Below are 19,615 nucleotides of genomic sequence, written 5' to 3'. Positions count from 1 at the left end.
CGACCGGGCTCCGGCCACGGATCGGGCGCCTCCCCTTGTGGGAGCGGCCTTGGCCGCGACACGGCTTCCGCACACGCGCGGTGCCTCTGCCCTCGCTCAGCCCATGTCAGCCGCAATATCGGCCCGCGGATCGAAACGGCGCACGAAGCCGCGGTCTATCGCGTCCTTCCAGCGCCATACCCAGTCGCCCTTGAGCACCCATCCGCCGCGGGCGGCGATGGCGTGGCGGCGGCCGCAGGCGAGCAGCATCAGTGCGTGCCGCTGCGCGTGCCAGTCGAGCGGCGGCTGGCCGGCCAGCATGCGTGCGATGTTGGTGGCCAGCGGAGGCCCGGCGCGTACCGCATAGACACCGGACTTCGGTCGCGGCGAAGCACTCAGTGTTGCGACGTCGCCGGCGGCAAACACCTCGGGGTGCGAGGTCGACTGCAGCGTGGCACCGACCTCGATGAAGCCGCGCGCGTCGAGCGCCAGTCCGCTGTCCCGCAGCCAGGCGGGTGCGGCGGCGCCGGTGGCGAGCACGGTGAAATCGCTGGCGATGGTGCGGCCGTCTTCCAGCCCGATGGCGCTCGCGTCGATCCGCGTGATTTCGGCACCGGCGACGACCTCGATCTGCTGGTGCGCAAGTTCGGCACCGACGCTGCGCTGCAGCCGCGCGCCAAGACCTTCGAGCGGCGCCGTGCCGCGTTCGACCAGCGAGCAGCGTGCTGCCGGCCAGCGGTAATGCAGCGCCATCGCCACTTCGACGCCGGCGGCACCTGCGCCCAGCACGGCGATGGCGCGCGGCACCGCGTCAGCGCAGCGCGCGAGCAGGCCGGCTATCGGTTTCACCGCGTGTGCGTTCTCGGCCGCACCCGGCACATCGGGGCGACGGGGTGTCGAGCCGGTATCCATGGACAGCAGGTCGTAGTCGATCACTTCGCCGCCGGTCAGCGTGATCCGGCGACGCGCGGCATCGAGCCCGACCGCGCTGTCCAGCGTCAGCAGACAAGCCGCACGGTCGGCCAGCGGCCGCAGGTCGATGCAGGCCTGGCGCGCGCGGTAATGACCGGCCAGTACGCCCGGCAGCATGCCGGAGTAGGGCGTCAGCGCCTCGGGCGTGATCAGCCTGATGTCGGCATCCGGCCGCTGCCGGGCGAAGGCTTCGAGCACGAAGAGGTGGGCGTGGCCACCGCCGAGCAGCACCAGCTTTGTCATGGCAGCGGCTGGGCGTCGAGCGACAGGTCGCCGAAATGGCCGAGCGAACTGCCGGCGGTGTTGTCGGTATCGGCCGCGACGACGACGCCGATGACCGGCGGAGCGTCCTCGCCGAAGGCTTCGCGGAAGTCGTCGCGCAGATTGCGGCTGGCGCTGCGCCAGACACCGGTCGGCGAGCCGTCGCCTTCCACCGCGATCATGCGCACGCGGTCGGTGTAGGCACTCCAGGCGCGCGTGCCGGGTTGCACGCGGTTGTCCCACACGTAGCAGAGCACCGCGGCGGGCACCTGATCGCCGTGCAGCGCGCGGGCGATGCGCAGCTTCGTGCGGGCGCCGAAGGGCAGCTTGGCGATGTCGTAGTCGAACAGCACATAGACGCGCAGCACGTAGTCGTCGCCGTCGCGCGTCGCGAAGCGGTTGCCGGTCGGCAGGCGGTCGGCGCGCCAGCGCCAGTTCAGCCAGGGTGTTGCGGCGGTGTCGAAGCGACCGGCGTGGATCAGCGCCGACGCGGCATTGACGGCTTCGGCGCGCAGTACCGTCTGCCCGTCCAGTCCGGTCAGGCGGAAATCCGCGGGCGCGGCCTTGCCGCCCAGCGTCCACGGTGTCCAGCCGGCGATGGCGGCACCAGCGGACTGCGCCGAAAAGCGCGGCAGCGCGCCGCCCGCACACACTTCGCCGGCCAGCGCCAGCGCAGTCGCCCACAGCAGCAGGCGCAGGCGGGTCAGCATGCGCCGCCCTCCAGCAGGCCCTCGCGCAGCGCGCGCTGCCAGTCGGCCGGGTGATCGACGTCGTAGCCGGTCGGCAGCACGCAGGTGCGCAGACCCTGCGCGTCGAGGCGTGCACAGGTCTGCGTCCATACCGACGAGCTGCCCCAGGCCGGGCCGTCGAACAAGGCGGGCTGCCGGCTGCGCAGCGCGACCAGCAGGTAGCCGCCGTCCTCGGCCGGCGCAAAGGCCGCGTCGTGCCCGTTCAGCGCCATTGCCGCGGCGGCCAGATCGGCCGCCTGCAGCGACACCGCGTCGGCGCCGATCAGTACCACCCGCGCATGCCGCCCCAGTGCGTCGTCGAAGGCCTGCGCCATGCGCTGGCCGACGTCGCCCGCCGACTGCGCATGCAGCGTGACCCCGAACTCGAAAGCGCAGTCGGCGAAGAAGGGGTGGCTGCAGTCGGGCGCGCACCACAGTTCGACTGCGCCAAGGCGTGCATCGGCCGCGGTGCGCAGCGCACGCCGTGTCAGGGCCGCGCTGGCGCGCGCCGCGCCGTCGGCGCCGAGCGCCGGCATCAGCCGCGTCTTTGCAGCGCCCGGCACCGGCGCGCGGGCAAACACCAGTACCGCCGTCGACTCAGTCATGGTGCGGCCGGTAGCTGCGCGCCAGCGTCTGCGGGTCGGCACCGAAAAAATAGCGCAGGCGCAGCCGCCACATCAGCCACACGGTGCGCAGCACGCCGTGCTTCTCCCAGCGGCGTCCCGAGGTGCGCACGCGTGCGCGCAGACAGGCAGGCGCGCTGAGGCTCAGTGCGCGGCGCGAGAAATCGATGTCTTCCATCAGCGCGATCGGCGCGAAGCCGCCCAGGTGATCGAACAGCGCGCGCGTACAGAACATCGCCTGGTCGCCAGTCGCGATGCCGCTCAGGCGCGAGCGCAGATTCATCATGAAGGCGACCACGCGCAGCAGCGGAGAACGGCCTTCGATCGCGACGTCGAAGCGGCCCCACTGCGCACCGCTGTCGAGCGCGTTGTCGATCAGCAAGGGCGCGCCGTCCGGCAGCGTGCTGTCGGCGTGCAGGAAGAGCAGCACCTCGCCGCGGGCATGCGCAGCGCCGGCATTCATCTGCAGCGCGCGGCCGCGTGACGACACGACGAGCACATCGCACAAGGGCCGCGCCAGCGCGCAGCTGTCGTCGCGGCTGCCGCCGTCGGCAACGACGATCTGCGCGCCGGATGCGCGCAGCGGCTGCAGTGCCTGCAGCGTCGCGACGATGCCCGGCGCCTCGTCCAGCACCGGCACGACGATGGACAGCCGGCTCACCCGCGCATCCATGCGTGATAGCGGCCGACCCATTCGAGCAGCTTCCGCGGCGCGTGCGCGCGCTTCCAGACGCCGGCGGCGTACTTGTTCGCCTCGTTCATGGTCGGGTAGATGTGTATCGTGCCCAGCAGCTTGTTCAGACCCAGTCCGTGGCGCATGGCCAGCACGTATTCGGCGATCAGTTCGCCGGCGTGTTCGCCGACGATGGTGACACCCAGGATGCGGTCGCGGCCGGGCACCGTCAGCACTTTGACGAAGCCGTGTGCGGCCTCGTCGGCGATCGCGCGGTCGAGGTCGTCGAGGCCATAGACGGTCACCTCGAAGGGCACGCCCTTTTCAGTGGCTTCGCTTTCGTTGAGGCCGACGCGGGCCACCTCGGGTTCGGTGAAGGTGGCCCAGGGGACGACCGAATAGTCCACGCGGAAACGGCGGAAGCGGCCGAACAGCGCATTGACCGCCGCATACCAGGCCTGATGCGCCGCCATGTGGGTGAACTGGTAAGGGCCGGTCACGTCGCCGCAGGCGTAGATGTTGGGATACAGCGTCTGCAGGTAGTCGTTGGTGTCGACCGTGCGGTTCGGGCGCAGCGCGATGCCCAGTTCCTCCAGCCCGTAGCCGCTCACGTTCGGCGTGCGGCCGACCGCGCACAGCAGCGCGTCGAAGACGATACGCACTTCGCCGGCCGGGCCTTCGGCGTACAGCACGCGCTCGTCGCCCTCGAGCGCGAAGCGTGCCGCCTTGTGCCGGGTGAGCACCTGCACACCATCGGCGGCGAACTGTTTCTCGACCAGCGCCGACACTTCGGGATCCTCGCGCAGCATCAGCCGCTCTGCCATCTCGACCTGGGTCACCGTCGCACCGAAGCGGGCGAAGGCCTGCGCCAGCTCGCACCCTATCGGCCCGCCGCCCAGTACCAGCAGGCGTTGCGGCAGCGTGCGCAGTGACCACACGGTGTCCGAGGTCAGTACCTCGATCCGGTCTATGCCCGGTATCGGCGGCACGAAGGGTCGGGCGCCGGCGGCGATGACGATGTTGCGTGCGCTCAGCGTGCGCGCGCGACCGTCTTCTGCGTAGACCTCGACTGTCCATGGCGAGGTGATGCGTGCATCGCCCTGCACGCACTCGACACCGAGCGCGCGGTAGCGTTCGACCGAGTCGTGCGGCTCTATCGTACGTACGACGCGCGCGACCCGTTCCATCACGTCGGCAAAATCGAAATCGACCGGCGCCGACTTCATGCCCAGCGACTGCGCCTTCGCCGCCTGCGCGATGAAGCGCGCCGAGCGGATGAGCGCCTTCGACGGCACGCAGCCGGTGTTCAGGCAGTCCCCGCCCATGCGGTGCTTCTCGATCAGCGCGACGCTGGCCTTCACGGCAGCCGCGATGTAGGCGGTGACCAGCCCGGCGCTGCCGCCGCCGATCACCACCACGTTGTGGTCGAAGCGCGCCGGCCGCGGCCAGCGCTTGTAGACGGCGCGGGCGCGCACGATGTCTATCAGCCTGCGCGCAATCAGCGGGAACAGGCCGAGCAGTACGAAGGCGCCGATCAGGCCGGGCGACAGGATGCCGGCGAGCGAGTCGATCTGCGCGAGCTGGGTGCCCGCATTCACGTAGACCGCGGTACCGGCCAGCATGCCGACCTGGCTCACCCAGTAGAAGGTGCGTGCCGGCAGCCGGGTCAGTGCCATCGCCAGGTTGATGACGAAGAAGGGGAAGGCCGGCACCAGACGCAAGGTGAACAGGTAGAGGGCGCCGTCACGCTCGATGCCGCGGTTGATCGCGTCGAGCGACCTGCCGACCCGGGTCTGCACCCAGTCGCGCAGCAGGAAACGCGCGATCAGGAAGGCGAGCAGGGCGCCCAGGCTGGAGGCGAAGGACACCAGCGCAAGCGCCACCCAGAAGCCGAACAGCGCGCCGCCGGCCAGCGTCATCACCGCGGCGCCGGGCAGGGACAGCGCGGTGACGGCGACATAGACCACGAAGTAGATCGCTGCCGCCGCCCACGGCGCAGCGGCGACGCGCTCGTTCAGCATCTGCTGTTGCGCCTTGAACCAGGCGAGATCGAAAAAGCGGCCGAGGTCGAACACGAAGAAGGCGCCGACCAGCGCGAGCAGGATCAGCAGCAGCGCCAGCTTGCGGGCATTCATGGCGCGGCCTCGCGCAGCGTCCATGCCGGACCGTGCAGGATACGCTCGCGGTAGTTCAGTGCGGCTGGCGAGCCGGCCGGCCACTGGCTGTCGAATTCGTCCAGCCAGCGTGCGCTGTCGTAATGCAGCGGCAGGGCGTCGACATGCACACCGCGGATGCGGGTACCGTAAAGAGGGCTGTGCGGCGACGGCGCTACGGCGATGCGCGATACGACGCCATGCAGCGCGTAGCGGAAATTGGGCATGCCGGCGGCGCCGTTGTTGATCACGACGCCTTCGTTGAAGCGCGCCAGCGCGGGCAGGCAGGTGTGGCTGCTGGCGAACACGTCGCAGCGGGCGGCGGCGAAGGCCGCTTCGTGCGCCGTACGCTGGGCCGGGTCATGCAGCGCGCGTGCGTCGAAGGTCCAGCCAGCCAGTGCCTCGGCGTCGCCATGCACCACCCCAACGCGTGCCTCGCCGACGCGCACCGCGCGCCAGTAGTCGAGCGCCGCCAGTTCGCCGCGCCACATCGGATCGTGACGCACGGTCTGTGACAGCCGGGCGTGGATCAGATTCGAGCGGGTGACCACCGCTTCCGGCACTTCGTCCGGGTAGGCGCAGCCGCAACCGGCGTCGCCTGCGTCGTCGGCCAGTTCGGCTTCGACATTGCCGGCGATCGCATCGAAGGCGAGCACGCGGCGCTGCACGTCGGCAAAGTGGGCGGCGTCGATGTCGAACCAATGGAAGTCGCCGTTGAACAGCACGCACACCGGGCCGCGCTCCGCTTCCAGCAAACAGGCGAGCGCGTCGAGCGCGGGGCGGTTGCCGTACAGGCCACCGACCACGTACAGCGTGTCGGCCGCGACGTCGTGCGCGTTACTGGCGAGTGCGCTGGCGCCGTAACGATAGTGCAGCGGGCAGCTGCGACCGGGCCTGCCGTGCGCGATGTCGTTGTCCATATTCATGTCGCCCGTCGTGTCAGCAGGGCGGGCAGCAGATAGCCTGCCGTGCACAGCAGCAGCCCGTAAAGATTGACGCCGAGCAGCTTGGCGTACTTGCCGCTGCCGATGGCCCAGCTGTCCGGTATCAGGCCGGCGGCGAGCAGCACGCCGAGCACCATGCCGGTCCAGAAGGCGAGATGGAAGGACCACGCGGCGGCGCTTGTGCCGGGCTGCGTGAAACCGGCCAGCAGGAAGATGGGCGCAAGCCCGATCACCATGGTGCCGCTGATCGTCGTCGCCTTCAGGATGTCGGTGCCAGCGATCATCGGAATGTTGCCGAGCAGCGCGATCGCCGCCATCGCCAGCATGCCGACGCCGATGGCGCGCGCCGGCTCCGGGCGGCCGGCCAGCTGCGGCAGTTCCTGCGCGACGTGGCGGGCAACCGAAGAGAAGGTCGAGTCCAGCGTCGAACCGGCGGCCGCCACCATCACGATGGTCATCACGAACAGCGCAGCCGGCCCCATGCTGCGGGCGAGCGCGGCCGGCACGTTGTCGCCGCCGGCGATGCCTTCCAGCCGCGCGTGCACACCCACCAGCGAAAACAGCAGGATGCAGGCGAAGCCGAGCAGGCCGGCCCAGACGAAGGCGCGCAGCATGCGGCGCTCGTCGGTGATGAAGCCGCGATCGGTCAGCACCGGATCGTGGAAGGGATAGGACAGTACCTGCAGCGCGGCCACCAGCAACAGGTCGACGCCCGTGTCGAAGCGCCAGTCGCCGGTCGACAGCAGCGTCGCCGGTCCGTGCGTGGGCAGCACCATCAGCATGACCACGGCGAAGAAGCCGACGAACAGCACGGTCTGCAGCACGTCGGTGTAGATGGACGAGCGCAGTCCGCCCTTCAGGCTGTAGAACAGCGTGGCCGCGGTGAACAGCAGCGCCGCGCCGATGAAGCCGGCCGAACCCGCTTCGCCGTAGTAACCGCCGACCACCGAGGTGTTGCTCCACACCTCGTTGAACAGTCGCACCAGAATGGCCAGCGAAAAGGCCAGCGCGGCGAGGCGGCCGTAACGGGTGATCAGGAAGGACAGCAGACCGGTCGCCGCATACCGGCGACGCAGCCGCAGGATGGCCCAGCCGGCGAGCGGGATGGACAGCCAGTAGGTGGCGTAGGCGAGGCCGCCGACGATGCCGTAGGTGGCGCCGAGGTTCGCCGCGTTGGTGATGGACTTGGCGAATATCCACGAAATGAAGATGCTGGCGCCGAGCGCCCATGTGGCGGCCGGACGGCCCGCTTCGTCGTGGCCGCGGAAGAAGCCGGCGTGACCGACCGCGCGCGGCGACAGCGCGTACATGCCGGCGCCGTACAGGATCAGGAAGCCCCAGAAGGCGGCGCCGAACAGCAGAGGGTCGTTCATCGCGGCGCGTTCAGTTCAGTGCGCCGCCACAGGACGAACCCTGTCCGGCGGTACAGCCATAGCAGTGATCGGCCACCACCACCGGATTGCCATCGAGATCGCGCCCCAGCAGTTGCGACAGATGGGTGCGCGGCCGTCCCTCGATGCGCAGCGGCAACCCCAGCATCTGGTTGAAGTCGCAGTCGTACACGTGGCCCTGCCAGTCCACGCTCAACTGGTTGCGGCACATCACGTTCTGCAGGTTGTCGTCACGGTGCGCGCCGCGCAGCAATTCCATGTAGCCGGAGAACAGACCCTTGGACACCAGCGTCGAGCCGAAGCGCTGGATCGGCATGTTGGCCAGCGTCAGCAGGCGGGTGAACACGATGCCGTATGCGCGCCCGAGGTGCTCGCGATACGCCCCTTCCAGCTGGGCCTGCGGCGGTGGCAGTGCGGGGCCCTGCGGGTTGAACACCAGATTCAGTTCGAGACCGCCGTCCGCCCGGCCGTAGCCGAGCGCATTCAGCTGCTTCAGTCCGGCGATGCTGCGTGCGAACACGCCGCTGCCGCGCTGCCGGTCGACGTTGTCCTCCAGGTAGCAGGGCAGCGACGCGGTCACCTGCACGCTCTGCTCGGCCAGGAAGGCCGCCAATCCCTCGTGGCCCGGTTCGGACAGGATGGTGAGGTTGCAGCGGTCCATCACCGATACGCCGAGCGCGCGCGCCTCGACCACCAGCGCGCGGAAGTGCGGATTCATTTCCGGTGCGCCGCCGGTCAGATCGAGCTGACGAACGTCGCTGGCGCGGATGAAGTCGAGCACGGCGCGGATGTTCTCGGCGCTCATCTGTTCGGTGCGCGTCGGGCCTGCATTCACGTGGCAGTGCAGGCAGCTCTGGTTGCAGGTGTAGCCCAGATTGACCTGCAGCACTTCGGTGCGATGGCGGCGCAGTGGCGGGAAGTCGGTGCGGGACAGCAGCGGCAGGGTGGCGTGCATGCGGAGAAGTCCTCGATGTCTGTGCGGCAGCAGACCGCCTGCGGGCGGAAAACCTTACGGCCGAGCTGCAGTATGCTTCGCCGGCAGCGGGACACGTCATCGACGCTCCCGGGCTAACGACCGGAGGAAAGAAAGAATGTTCAAGGGCATATTGCTGGAGCAGGGCGAGGGCGGCAAGACGATCGCCAGCTTGAAGGATATCGACGACGCAGCGCTGCCCGAAGGCGATGTGCGCGTCGCCGTCAGCTGGTCCAGCCTCAATTACAAGGACGCGCTGGCCATCACCGGGCGCAGCCCCATCGTGCGCAAGTGGCCCATGGTGCCGGGCATCGATTTCGCCGGCACGGTGGAACAGAGCAGTCACCCGCTGTGGAAGGTGGGCGACCCGGTCGTGCTGACCGGCTTCGGCGTCGGCGAAGGTCACTGGGGCGGTCTGGCACAGCGCGCTCAGGTGAAGGGCGACTGGCTGGTCGGCCTGCCGGCGGGGCTGGATGCGAAGCATGCGATGGCGGTCGGCACCGCCGGTTTTACCGCCATGTTGTGCGTGATGGCGCTGGAACGTCACGGCCTGCAGCCGGGTGATGGCGAGGTGCTGGTGACGGGCGCCAGCGGTGGCGTCGGCTCGGTTGCCGTGGCGCTGCTCGCCAGGCTCGGTTACCGCGTGGTGGCCAGCACCGGCCGGCTGGAGGAGACCGATTACCTGAAATCGCTGGGCGCCGAATCGGTGATCGACCGCGCCACGCTGTCGGCGCCCGGCCGGCCGCTGGCGAAGGAGCGCTGGGCGGGCGTCGTCGACAGCGTCGGTTCGCACACGCTGGTCAATGCGTGCGCGGCGACGCGCGAGAACGGTGCGGTGGCGGCCTGTGGGTTGGCGCAGGGCATGGACTTCCCGGCCACGGTGGCGCCTTTCATCCTGCGCGGCGTCACGCTGTACGGCATCAACAGCGTCACCGTCGCCCGCGCTCCGCGCGAGGCGGCCTGGGCACGCATCGTGCGCGACATGCCGATGGACCTGCTGGACCGCATCACGCAGGTGGTGCCGCTGGCCGATGTGATCACCGTGGCCCCACGATTCATCGATGGTCAGGTGCGCGGCCGTCTCGTCGTCGACACTTCGGTGGTCTGAGGAGCACCGGCGGCGCGGTTGCCAAGCACTGTTGCGGCGCACTAATTTTGACGCTCATCAAGTACTTGGCTAAACTGCGCCGCGATTTTGCAGGAATCCACTTCAACCCATAAGAAGAGAGACTCGATGAGCGCCAGGACCCTTCTTGCTGTCGTAGCCGTCTGCGCCAGCCCGCTCGCCTTCGCTGCCGAGGGCAATGCCGACGCAGCCAAGGACAAGATTTCGATGTGCGTCGGCTGTCACGGCATTCCGGGCTACCAGACCGCATTCCCGAAGACCTACAAGGTGCCCCGCATCGGCGGTCAGTACCCGGAGTACATCGTTGCCGCGCTGCAGGCCTACAAGAACGGTGACCGCAAGCACCCGACGATGACCGGTATCGCTGCCAGCCTGACCGAGCAGGACATGGCCGACCTCGCTGCCTACTACGGCGCCCAGAAATAAGGAACGCAGGCCATGATGAAGAAATTCGCATTCGTTGCGCTCGCCGCCATGGTGGGCATGTCCGTCGCCCACGCTGGCGATGCCGCCAAGGGCAAGGAAAAGTCGGCTGCCTGCGCCGCCTGTCATGGTGCCGACGGCAACAGCCCGGCACCGGCTTTCCCGCGCATCGGCGGTCAGCACGAGGACTACCTGCTGCAGGCGCTGCAGCAGTACAAGAAGGGCACGCGCAAGAACGCCATCATGGCGGCTCAGGTAGGTGCGCTGAGTGATCAGGACATGGCCGATCTGGCCGCCTACTTCGCGTCGCAGGCCGGTCCGCTGGTCACCCGTCGCTGAGTTTGCGTCTCTGCTCCAACAAAAAAGCCGGCATTGCCGGCTTTTTTGTTGCCCGCCGGCCGTGCGGCGCCGTTCAGAGCTTGAGGCGTCCGCCCGGGCAGTAACCGGCCTTTTCGAGCCGGCTCAAGGTCGGTGCAAGATTCAGCGTGGTCTGCGCGCGCAGCTGGCGCGCACGCTCGCGCAAGGTGTCGAGCGACAGGTCGATCACCTCGGTGCCGCCGGCGACGCAGATCGCATTGCCTTCATCCAGTGACGGCAGCACCAGCGCACGCCCGTCGTGGGCGTCGATCAGGCGCTGCGCACTGGCGCGGAAGCCGCGCGTGCGACCGAACATGTTCAGACAGACGCGCCCGTCGGCGGCGAGGTGCGTGCGGCAGTGCTGGTGAAAGGCGGCGGTATCGAGCGCATTGGCGCGCGCCCGGTGGTCATAGCCGTCGACCAGGATGAAGTCCCATTCCGTCTCGGTTTCGGCGACGAACTTCGCGCCGTCGCCGATGACGATGCGCAGACGCTCATCCTCGGCCGGCAACCGGAAATGCATCGCCGCGACGGCCGGCATGCGCGGATCGATCTCGACCACGGTGATGTCCGACTGCGGGCAGTAACGATGCAGGAACTTGGTGACCGAGCCAGCACCCAGCCCGATCACCAGCACGCGCGCAGGCCATGCGTCGTGCGGCGCGAACAGCAGCGGCAGCATCATTTCGCGCGTGTACTCGAGCTCGAGCGCGAACGGGCGCGCGACGCGCATCGCGCCCTGCACCCATTCGGAACCGAAGTGCAGGTAGCGCACGCCGGCCGCCTCGGACACGTCTATCGAGTTGCGCGGTGTCTTCGTGCGGCCGCTGCCCAACAGCGAAGCGAGGTTCAATTGCGCTGCTCGGGCAGCACGATGTTGACTTCGAGTACCTCGTAGTTGTCCTGCTTTTCGAGCTGGACCTTGATGTCTTCCGGGTTCACGCGCACGTATTTCGAAATCACCGCGACCAGTTCCTGCTGCAGCGCCGGCAGGAAGTCGGGCGCCGAGTTCGATCCGCGCTCGCGCGCGATGATGAGCTGCAGGCGTTCCTTCGCGATCGAGGCGGTCTTCTGCTTCTGGCCGAAGATCAGGGAAAGCAGGGACATGCTTACTTCCCTCCGAACAGGCGCTTGAGCAGGCCGGGCTTTTCGTAGTCGACGAAGCGCAGCGGGCGCTCTTCGCCGAGGAAGCGCGCAACCACGTCCTCATACGCCTGGGCGACGTCGCTGCCTTCCATGTGGATGGCCGGCGTGCCCTGGTTCGAGGCCTGCAGCACGATTTCCGATTCCGGGATCACGCCCAGCACCGGGATGCGCAGGATTTCCTGCACGTCGACGTGGCTCAGCATTTCGCCTTCGACGGCGCGCTTGGGCGAGTAGCGGGTGACCACCAGATGTTCCTTCACCGGCTCGCGGCCGTCGCGCGCGCGGCGCGATTTCGACTGCAGGATGCCAAGTATGCGGTCCGAGTCGCGCACCGAACTGACTTCCGGATTGGTCACGATGACCGCCTCGTCGGCGAAGGTGAGCGCCATCACCGCGCCGTGCTCGATGCCGGCCGGCGAGTCGCACACGATGTAGTCGAAACCCATGTCGGCGAGGTCCTTCAGCACCTTCTCGACGCCTTCTTCGGTCAGCGCGTCCTTGTCGCGCGTCTGCGAGGCGGGCAGCACGAACAGGTTTTCGCAGTGCTTGTCCTTGATCAGCGCCTGGGTCAGGTTGGCTTCGCCGTGGATCACGTTCACGAAGTCATACACCACGCGGCGTTCGCAGCCCATGATGAGGTCGAGATTGCGCAGGCCGACGTCGAAATCGATCACCGCGGTCTTCTTGCCGCGCAGTGCGAGGCCGGACGAAAACGCGGCGCTGGTCGTGGTCTTGCCCACGCCGCCCTTGCCGGATGTGACGACTACGATACGGGTCACTGTGTTCTCCCTCTTGTGATTCAGGTGGTCGCCAAAGCGGCGACGGTCAATACCTGTTTGTCCGAATGGTCTTCCAGGCGCACGTGCGCCGGTCGGCGCAGCAGTTCGCCGCTGGCCGTGTGTTCGAAGGTCCTGTACACGCCGGCGATCGACACCAGTTCCGCCTCGAAGCAGGTGGTGAAGATGCGCGCCTGCGTGTCGCCCGAGGCGCCGGCCAGCGCGCGGCCGCGCAGCGGCGCGTAGACGTGGATGTTGCCGTCGGCGATCACTTCGGCGCCGGCGCTGACCATGGCCAGCACCACCAGATCGCAGCCACGCGCGTAGATGCGCTGACCGGAGCGCAAGGGCTTGTCGATGATTTCGGTGCGCCGCTGGGCCTGCGTGACCACGGCTTCCGGCGCGCTTGCGGCCACGGGCTCGGGTGCGGGTGCGGGCTCGGGTGCCGGGGCCGGCGTTTCTGGCGCGGATTCCAGTGTGGGCGCCGGTACGGCGCGCGGCGCGCTCTCGGCTGCCAGCACGGCCATGCCGAGCGCGCGCGCTTCGTCGGCCGCCTCATCGCACGCGGCCTGCACGGCCACGGCGGTCAGCGCGTGCCGGCCAAGTGCGTCGCGGATGGCTGGCAGGTCGGGGCGGGCGTCGGCCGGCAGTTCGCTGCAGTCGATCACCACCGGTTCGCCGGAGAAGAAGCCGGGCATGTTGCCGAGCCGTGCGTCGAGCGCCGCGGCGATGGCCGAGCAGTCGTCGCTGCGCAGCACGGCACGCATCGCTTCGAGCGTGGCGCTTTTGAGTTCTATGGCCGAAGTATCGGGCTTGCGCGCCATGGGGAGTCCGCGGGAAATGTCGAAAGTCTACTCAGTGCCCGACCTGCGGGCAACACGGCTCTTCAATGCACTGCAGCCGGCGGATCGCCGAACAGGCGGGCGATGTCGGCCGCGCTGAAGCGGTAGTCGTGATTGCACATGTCGTCATGGATGTGCAGCTCGCCCTTCTCGGCGAGGATGGATTCGACCTCGGCGCGGCCCAGCGACAGCACCAGCCGACGGACCTTTTCCTCGTCGCGCGGGCAGTGATGGCGGGGCGTCTGTGCTTCGAACACGCGGATGCCGCCTGCCTGTATCTCCTCGTGGAACAGTCGTCCGAGCAGCGTTTCGGTGTCCAGCGTCTTCAGTTCGTTCGGCGTCACCGTGGCGGCCAGATGGCACACCCGCGCCCAGCCGTCGGGATCGCGCTGGTCGGCGCCCGGGAGTTTCTGCAGGAACAGTCCGCTCGCCGTATCGCCGTCGGCAGCCAGCCACAGTGCGGTGGGCTGCTGTTCGGACTGTTCGAGGAAATGTTCGAACACCTCGGCCACCGTCGCGCCTTCGAGTGGTACCACGCTCTGGTAGGGCGTAGGCGCGCTTTCCGGCTGCATGGTCATGACCAGATGGCCGTCGCCCAGCAACTCGGGCAGCGGTGCTTCGACCAGATCGGCCGGCGCACTCGCCATGCCGCGGATGCGCAATTGCTGGTCGCAATCGACCACCAGCATGCTCACCGCGCCATTGCCGCGCACCTGAACGGTCAGCCGGCCCGGCTGCTTGAGCTGGCCGCCCACCATCAGCGACACCACGGTCACCTCGCCGAGCAGGCGCGTCACGACGGGCCCGTAGCCGCGGCCACGCAGCATGGACTGCCAGCCTTCAGACAGGCGTACGCGGGCGCCGCGTATGTCCAGACCTTCGAACATGAAGCGCTGGATCAGGTCAGTCGCGCTCATCCGAGCACCTCCGCCCAGCGTTGCGGATCGAAACCGATCAGCAGTTCGCCGCCGTGATCGACGATGGGCCGGCGGATGGCCGACGGGTTGGCGCTGAGCAGCGCGAACGCGCGATCGGCGTCGAGGTCGGTGGTCTGGTCGGGCGGCAGCTTGCGGAAGGTGGTGCCGCGCGTATTGACGACGGCCTGCCAGCCGGCGCGGCGTATCCAGTCGGCCAGGGCGTCTGCCGGCACGCCGTCCTTCTTGTAGTCATGCAGCTGGAAATCGATGTGCCGGTCGGCAAGCCAGGCGAAGGCGCGCGACATCGTGTCGCAGCGCTTGATACCGAAGACGCGAAGCATGGGGCGTACAGGGGTGAAATCCGCAGAGCGCGCATTGTACGTCGCACGGCCCGCCGCTGCTGCGGGTGACAATTGCCCTCCCGGGGCTGGCGTCATCGTGCTGCAATGGTTAAGATTTGGAAAATTTATCCGAAACAACAAACTGGCACGCGAAATTGATCGGCTTTTTAAGATCGTTCGCGGCATCAACAGTGGGAGACGTGCATGATGTTTCGACGCCCGGGCCTCTATGCCCTGACGCTGGTTTTCGGATTTTCGATGTTTGCCGCCGATGTCGCGCTTGCCGCGCGTTCGGTCGCCAGCGGCAAGCAGGTCAAGTCGGCGGTCCGCCCTGCGGCCAAGATCGCCTCCAAGAAACGTGTTTCGCCCACCGTGCAGGCCGCGGCCAAGCGCTCGGCGCCGCTTGCTGTCGCGGTGCCGGCCTTCCGCCCGCCGAAGCCGCCGGCGCAGCGTCACTATGCGGTGGATGGCAGCACCTTCTACGCCGATGGCGTGCGGGTGCGCGCCGCCGGTCTGGAGGGGATTGAAATGGCGGGTGCCTCAGGCATGGCCAAGCAGCGTTTGCAGCAACTGCTCGATTCCGGTCGAGTCAGCATCGAACCGCTGGGCATGGACGGAGGTGACGTGACGCTGGCCCGGGTAAGGGTCGACGGACGCGACGTGAGCGAACTGGTCAGCACGCGCTGAGTCGTTCCAAAGAAAAAAGGCCCGGTAGTCACCGGGCCTTTTTTCTTTGTCCTGTCGTCCGAGGATCAGCCTGCGGTCAGCGCCGGGTTCCGGCTGCCGTGTGTTTCCTTCGCGGCCGGTGCCTCGTCCACCACTGCCTCGTCGGCGACCGTTTCGGCGTCGACCGGCTTCAGCTTGCGGGCGTTCTTCGGGTTGACCGTCGGCAGCACGACCTCGATCTTGTTCTGCGTCATATAGTCGTTCATCTCGCGCCAACCGGCGAAGATGGCGGCCTTCGACGCCTTCGGATTCAAGGCGTAACAGTCCTCGAGTGCGCGGCCCGCGTGGCGGCAGGCGCCGCCGACGGCCTTGGCCTCCAGCTCCTTCTGCGCCGCGGCGCGATTGGGATCGGGAATGGGCAACTTGTCGCACCCAGTCACGAGGACTGCGCACGCGATCAGCACGATGGAGGGGACAGCTTTCACCTTGGAAGCGCTTCCGGAAACTGGGCACACACCCGGTTTACGGCAGCGCACGCCGCTGCTTGAGCGCGCAGCCGGACTCAGAGCGCGCCGCGCGAGTACTCGGCCAGCAGGGTGTCCTGCGCACAATGCCGCGCGGCGCGCGATACCCGGCGCCGGTAGCGGCCATCCGGTTCCATTTCCCAGGACTGGCTGTTGTCCAGCAGATACGGGCGCAGGCCTTCCTTCATGATGCGTCGCTTCAGCTTCGGATCGAGCACCGGGAAAGCCACCTCGATGCGGCGGAAGAAGTTGCGCTCCATCCAGTCGGCGCTGGCGAGGTAGAGCTTTTCTTCGCCGTCGGCGTGGAAGTGATAGATGCGCGAATGTTCGAGGAAGCGGCCGACCACCGAGCGTACGGTGATCTTGTCCGACAGGCCGGGTACGCCCGGGCGCAGCGCGCAGACGCCACGCACGATGAGGTCGATGTCCACGCCGGCCTGACTGGCCGCGTAAAGCGCTTCGATGGTTTCGTCCTCGACCAGTGAATTCATCTTGGCGATGATGCGGCCCTTGCGGCCGGCGCGCGCGTTCTCCGCTTCCTGCCCGATGGCGGCGATCACATTGCTGTGCAGCGTGAAGGGCGCCTGCCACAGGTGCGTCAGCGTGCCCGCGTGGCCGAGGCCGGTCAGCTGCTTGAAAACCTCGTTCACGTCCTCGCCGATCTGCTCGTTCGCGGTCATCAGGCCGAAGTCGGTGTAGAAGCGGGCGGTGCGCGGGTGGTAGTTGCCGGTACCGAGGTGCACGAAGCGGCGGAAGCGGTGCACGCCATCCACCTGCTCGCGCCGCACGACCATCAGCAACTTGGCGTGCGTCTTGTAGCCGAACACGCCATACACGACATGTGCGCCGGCCTCTTCGAGGCGCGACGCCCAGTTGATGTTCGCTTCCTCGTCGAAGCGCGCCATCAGCTCGACCACGACGGTGACTTCCTTGCCCTTCAGTGCGGCGCGCACCAGCGCTTCCATCAGCACCGAGTCGGTGCCGGTGCGGTACACCGTCATCTTGATCGCGACGACTTCAGGGTCGTCGACCGCCTGCTGCACCAGGTCGATCACCGGCTTGAAGGACTGGAAGGGGTGATGCAGCAGCAGGTCCTGCTTGCGGATCATGGCAAAGATGTCGTAGCGCTTTTCCATCGTGCGCGGTACCTGCGGTACGAAGGGCGGGTACTTCAGGTCCGGGCGCTCGACCCAGTCCGGCACCTGCATCAGGCGCACGAGGTTCACGATGCCCGGTGCGCGGTAGAGGTCGTCGCGCGTCAGGTTGAACTGCTGCAGCAGGAAATCCGCCATGTGTTCGGAACAGTTGTCCGCGACCTCCAGCCGCACGGCGTCGCCGTAATGGCGCTGCGGCAGTTCGCCCTGCAGCGCCTGACGCAGGTTCTTCACCTCTTCCTCGTCGAGGAAGAGGTCGGAGTTGCGGGTGACGCGGAACTGGTAGCAGCCGAGCACGTTCATGCCTTCGAACAGGTCGCCGACATTCATGTGCATGGCCGACGACAGGAACACGAAGCCGTGGTCAACGCCGGTCAGTTCCTTCGGCAGCTTGATCACGCGTGGCAGCGCGCGCGGTGCCTGCACGATGGCGTAGCGCGAACTGCGGCCGAAGGCGTCGCGGCCTTCCAGCTCGACGGCGAAGTTCAGGCTCTTGTTCAGCACGCGCGGGAAGGGGTGCGAGGGGTCGAGCCCGATCGGCGTCAGCACCGGCATCAGCTCGCGCATGAAGTAGTCGCGCACCCAGTCGCGTTGCGCTTCGGTCCAGTCGCCGCGGCGCAGGAACACGATGCCTTCCTTTTCCAGCAGCGGCAGGATGACGTCGTTGAGCAGCGAATACTGTTCGGCGATCAGCTGATGCGCCTCGGCAGCGATCAGGCGCAGTGCTTCCTGCGCGGAGCGGCCATCCGAGGTGACGCCACGGGCGCCCATGCGGATGTGTTCGCGCAGGCCGCCGATGCGGACCTCGAAGAACTCGTCGAGGTTGCTCGACACGATGCACAGGAATTTCAACCGTTCGAGCAGCGGTACGCGCTCGTCCGCCGCCTGCGCCAGTACGCGCCGGTTGAAGGCGATCAGCGACAGTTCGCGGTTGATGAAGTGATCGGGTGCGTAGCGCGGCACCGGCAGGATGGACGGCATGATCGGTTTCTGTCTCTGAAGTTGTTGTTATGCGACCCGGTATTTTGTGACACAAGTGCTATGGAATTATTACAGCGTCCGGGCGCCTCGTGCGTGACGGCGCGCGGCTTGCGCGCTGCTACACTCCGCGCTGATCTCTTTTATTGCGCCGCCGCATGAGCTACGAACTTCTCGCCGCCGTCGACCTCGGGTCCAACAGTTTCCGGCTCCAGGTGGCGCGGGTGATCGATGACCAGATCTACCCGCTGGACGGCGTGAAGGAAACCGTTCGCCTCGCGGCCGGTCTGGGGCACGGCAAGTTGCTCGATGGGGCGTCGCAGCTCAGGGGCCTGGAGGCGCTGTCACGTTTCAACGAACGTCTGCGCGGCTTTGCGCCTGACCAGGTGCGCGCGGTGGCCACCAACACGCTGCGGGTGGCGAAGAACGCGCCGCAGTTCCTGCCGCAGGCCGAGGCGGCGCTCGGCTTCCCGATCGAGGTGATCGCCGGGCGCGAGGAGGCGCGACTGATCTACGTCGGCGTTGCCCACACGCTGCCCAATCCATCCAGCCAGCAACTGGTGGTCGATATCGGCGGCGGCTCTACCGAGTTCATCATCGGTCGCAGCTTCGAGCCGATGGCGCTCGAATCGCTCTACATGGGTTGCGTCGCCTTCAGCCTGCGCTATTTTCCCGACGGTCGCATGGACAAGAAGTCGCTGCGCGAAGCCGAACTGGCGGCGCGGCGCGAACTGGAAACCATAGAGCAGGACTACCGTTCGCTCGGCTGGGACGAGGCGGTGGGTTCCAGCGGCACTGCGCGCGCGCTGCTCGACATCATGGAACTGAACGGCTGGTGCCAGGGCGCGCTGACGCGTGAAGGCATGGACAAGCTGCGTTCGCTGCTGCTGCGCGTCGGTGACGTGAACCGTCTGGGCGTCGCCGGGCTCCGTCCTGACCGCCTGCCGGTGCTGGCCGGCGGCTTTGCCATCATGTCGGCGGTGTTCGACGCCTTCCGACTCGAACGCATGAGTTTCTCCGAGGGGGCGCTGCGGCTGGGTGTGTTGTACGACCTGCTCGGGCGCTATCACCATCGTGACCTGCGCGATGCGACGGTGCTGCAGTTCGTGCGCCGCTACCAGGTGGACCAGCGGCAGGCCGATCGTGTCCACGCCACGGCGCTCAAGCTCTACCGGCAGCTTGAGCCGGACGCCGGCGACGATCATCCGGATCTGCACCTGCTGAGCTGGGCGGCGCGCCTGCACGAACTGGGCATTTCGGTGGCGCACGCCGGCTATCACAAGCACAGCGCCTACATCGTCGGCAACGCCGACATGCCGGGCTTCTCGCGCATGGACCAGGCGCGACTCGCGCGGCTGGTGCTGGCGCACCGCGGCAAGCTGGAGAAGGTGAATTCCGCCGCCGCCGACCTGCGCGACTGGCCGCTCATCCTCTGTCTGCGGCTGGCCGTGCTGCTGCATCGCAGCCGCGACGACTACGACGAACTGCCGCTGCGCCTCGACCGCAGTGGCGCGGGCTACGTCATGTCGGCTCGCGCCGAGTGGCTGTCGGCGTCACCGCTGACGGCCGCCAGCCTGCACGACGAACAGCGGCTGTGGGCGGCCATAGGCATCGAGCTGCGGCTGCGGCCGCAGCGCGGCAAAGGCCAGTCGGCCGCCTGAACGCAAG

Annotated in this window: 21 protein-coding genes; 5 read left to right on the top strand and 16 right to left on the bottom strand. The window is 67.7% G+C overall.

Annotation, left to right across the window (positions count from 1 at the left end; genetic code table 11):
• Positions 1-96 precede the first annotated feature (96 nt).
• The 8 genes from METRZ18153_RS0111615 to arsS are packed head-to-tail and all read right to left on the bottom strand — an operon-like array spanning position 97 to position 8,679.
• Positions 97-1,194, bottom strand: coding sequence for an FAD-dependent oxidoreductase (locus tag METRZ18153_RS0111615; RefSeq protein WP_020164896.1), 1,098 nt, complete (start codon positions 1,192-1,194; stop codon positions 97-99).
• Entirely contained in the window at positions 1,191-1,922 is a 732-nt protein-coding gene (locus METRZ18153_RS0111610) for a DUF3047 domain-containing protein (RefSeq protein WP_020164895.1), read from the bottom strand. The genes METRZ18153_RS0111615 and METRZ18153_RS0111610 overlap by 4 nt, the downstream gene beginning before the upstream one ends.
• On the bottom strand, positions 1,916-2,545 hold the full coding sequence (locus METRZ18153_RS0111605; RefSeq protein ID WP_020164894.1) for a TIGR04282 family arsenosugar biosynthesis glycosyltransferase: 630 nt from the start codon (positions 2,543-2,545) through the stop codon (positions 1,916-1,918). Before METRZ18153_RS0111605 ends, METRZ18153_RS0111610 begins: the two co-directional genes overlap by 7 nt.
• Positions 2,538-3,257 (bottom strand): TIGR04283 family arsenosugar biosynthesis glycosyltransferase, encoded by a 720-nt coding sequence (locus METRZ18153_RS0111600; protein WP_051091681.1) that lies wholly within the window; start codon positions 3,255-3,257, stop codon positions 2,538-2,540. Before METRZ18153_RS0111600 ends, METRZ18153_RS0111605 begins: the two co-directional genes overlap by 8 nt.
• Positions 3,221-5,371 carry an FAD-dependent oxidoreductase gene (locus METRZ18153_RS0111595; protein WP_029143713.1) on the bottom strand — a complete coding sequence of 717 codons (2,151 nt, stop codon included), beginning with the start codon at positions 5,369-5,371 and terminating at the stop codon, positions 3,221-3,223. Before METRZ18153_RS0111595 ends, METRZ18153_RS0111600 begins: the two co-directional genes overlap by 37 nt.
• Positions 5,368-6,315 carry a hypothetical protein gene (locus tag METRZ18153_RS0111590; protein WP_232416030.1) on the bottom strand — a complete coding sequence of 316 codons (948 nt, stop codon included), beginning with the start codon at positions 6,313-6,315 and terminating at the stop codon, positions 5,368-5,370. Before METRZ18153_RS0111590 ends, METRZ18153_RS0111595 begins: the two co-directional genes overlap by 4 nt.
• The gene (locus METRZ18153_RS0111585) at positions 6,312-7,706 is read right to left on the bottom strand and encodes a sodium:solute symporter family transporter (protein ID WP_020164890.1); all 1,395 of its coding nucleotides are present in this window, start codon (positions 7,704-7,706) and stop codon (positions 6,312-6,314) included. The genes METRZ18153_RS0111590 and METRZ18153_RS0111585 overlap by 4 nt, the downstream gene beginning before the upstream one ends.
• Before the next feature lie 10 nt (positions 7,707-7,716).
• Positions 7,717-8,679: an arsenosugar biosynthesis radical SAM (seleno)protein ArsS gene (gene arsS / locus METRZ18153_RS0111580; protein ID WP_020164889.1), complete on the bottom strand. Its 963-nt coding sequence runs from the start codon at positions 8,677-8,679 to the stop codon at positions 7,717-7,719.
• A 136-nt stretch (positions 8,680-8,815) separates the two neighbouring features.
• Here arsS and acuI point away from each other — a divergent pair, with 136 nt between their 5' ends.
• The 3 genes from acuI to METRZ18153_RS0111565 all read left to right on the top strand — a co-directional run bounded on the left by acuI (position 8,816) and on the right by METRZ18153_RS0111565 (position 10,585).
• Positions 8,816-9,805, top strand: a complete 990-nt coding sequence (gene acuI, locus METRZ18153_RS0111575; protein ID WP_020164888.1) for an acrylyl-CoA reductase (NADPH) — start codon at positions 8,816-8,818, stop codon at positions 9,803-9,805.
• 126 nt (positions 9,806-9,931) lie between these two features.
• Positions 9,932-10,249 (top strand): c-type cytochrome, encoded by a 318-nt coding sequence (locus METRZ18153_RS0111570; protein ID WP_019918046.1) that lies wholly within the window; start codon positions 9,932-9,934, stop codon positions 10,247-10,249.
• 12 nt (positions 10,250-10,261) lie between these two features.
• Positions 10,262-10,585, top strand: a complete 324-nt coding sequence (locus tag METRZ18153_RS0111565; RefSeq protein WP_019918047.1) for a c-type cytochrome — start codon at positions 10,262-10,264, stop codon at positions 10,583-10,585.
• Positions 10,586-10,658: 73 nt separating this feature from the next.
• Here METRZ18153_RS0111565 and METRZ18153_RS0111560 read toward each other — a convergent pair whose 3' ends face one another.
• The 6 genes from METRZ18153_RS0111560 to METRZ18153_RS0111535 all read right to left on the bottom strand — a co-directional run bounded on the left by METRZ18153_RS0111560 (position 10,659) and on the right by METRZ18153_RS0111535 (position 14,625).
• Entirely contained in the window at positions 10,659-11,456 is a 798-nt protein-coding gene (locus METRZ18153_RS0111560; protein ID WP_020164887.1) for a fused MFS/spermidine synthase, read from the bottom strand.
• The gene (gene minE / locus METRZ18153_RS0111555; RefSeq protein ID WP_019918050.1) at positions 11,453-11,710 is read right to left on the bottom strand and encodes a cell division topological specificity factor MinE; all 258 of its coding nucleotides are present in this window, start codon (positions 11,708-11,710) and stop codon (positions 11,453-11,455) included. Before minE ends, METRZ18153_RS0111560 begins: the two co-directional genes overlap by 4 nt.
• Positions 11,711-11,712: 2 nt before the next feature.
• Positions 11,713-12,528: a septum site-determining protein MinD gene (gene minD / locus METRZ18153_RS0111550; protein ID WP_081629099.1), complete on the bottom strand. Its 816-nt coding sequence runs from the start codon at positions 12,526-12,528 to the stop codon at positions 11,713-11,715.
• 20 nt (positions 12,529-12,548) lie between these two features.
• Entirely contained in the window at positions 12,549-13,349 is an 801-nt protein-coding gene (gene minC / locus METRZ18153_RS0111545; RefSeq protein ID WP_020164885.1) for a septum site-determining protein MinC, read from the bottom strand.
• A 62-nt stretch (positions 13,350-13,411) separates the two neighbouring features.
• Positions 13,412-14,284 (bottom strand): Hsp33 family molecular chaperone HslO, encoded by an 873-nt coding sequence (gene hslO / locus METRZ18153_RS0111540; protein ID WP_020164884.1) that lies wholly within the window; start codon positions 14,282-14,284, stop codon positions 13,412-13,414.
• A complete protein-coding gene (locus METRZ18153_RS0111535) occupies positions 14,281-14,625 on the bottom strand; it encodes a Spx/MgsR family RNA polymerase-binding regulatory protein (protein ID WP_020164883.1) in 345 nt (114 codons plus the stop codon). The genes hslO and METRZ18153_RS0111535 overlap by 4 nt, the downstream gene beginning before the upstream one ends.
• Positions 14,626-14,829: 204 nt before the next feature.
• Here METRZ18153_RS0111535 and METRZ18153_RS0111530 point away from each other — a divergent pair, with 204 nt between their 5' ends.
• The gene (locus tag METRZ18153_RS0111530) at positions 14,830-15,312 is read left to right on the top strand and encodes a hypothetical protein (RefSeq protein ID WP_020164882.1); all 483 of its coding nucleotides are present in this window, start codon (positions 14,830-14,832) and stop codon (positions 15,310-15,312) included.
• Positions 15,313-15,377: 65 nt separating this feature from the next.
• Here the strand turns inward: METRZ18153_RS0111530 and METRZ18153_RS0111525 are convergent, their stop codons facing one another.
• Positions 15,378-15,776, bottom strand: a complete 399-nt coding sequence (locus METRZ18153_RS0111525) for a hypothetical protein (RefSeq protein WP_232416029.1) — start codon at positions 15,774-15,776, stop codon at positions 15,378-15,380.
• Positions 15,777-15,853: 77 nt separating this feature from the next.
• Positions 15,854-17,950 (bottom strand): polyphosphate kinase 1, encoded by a 2,097-nt coding sequence (ppk1, locus tag METRZ18153_RS0111520; protein ID WP_020164880.1) that lies wholly within the window; start codon positions 17,948-17,950, stop codon positions 15,854-15,856.
• Positions 17,951-18,105: 155 nt separating this feature from the next.
• Here ppk1 and ppx point away from each other — a divergent pair, with 155 nt between their 5' ends.
• The gene (ppx, locus tag METRZ18153_RS0111515; RefSeq protein WP_020164879.1) at positions 18,106-19,608 is read left to right on the top strand and encodes an exopolyphosphatase; all 1,503 of its coding nucleotides are present in this window, start codon (positions 18,106-18,108) and stop codon (positions 19,606-19,608) included.
• Positions 19,609-19,615 lie beyond the last annotated feature (7 nt).

Origin of the sequence: Methyloversatilis discipulorum, assembly GCF_000385375.1 — a bacterium.
GTDB classification, from domain to species: domain Bacteria; phylum Pseudomonadota; class Gammaproteobacteria; order Burkholderiales; family Rhodocyclaceae; genus Methyloversatilis; species Methyloversatilis discipulorum_A.
The sequence above is the reverse complement of the archived record's forward strand: the minus strand, read 5'-3'. Positions and strand labels throughout refer to the sequence as shown.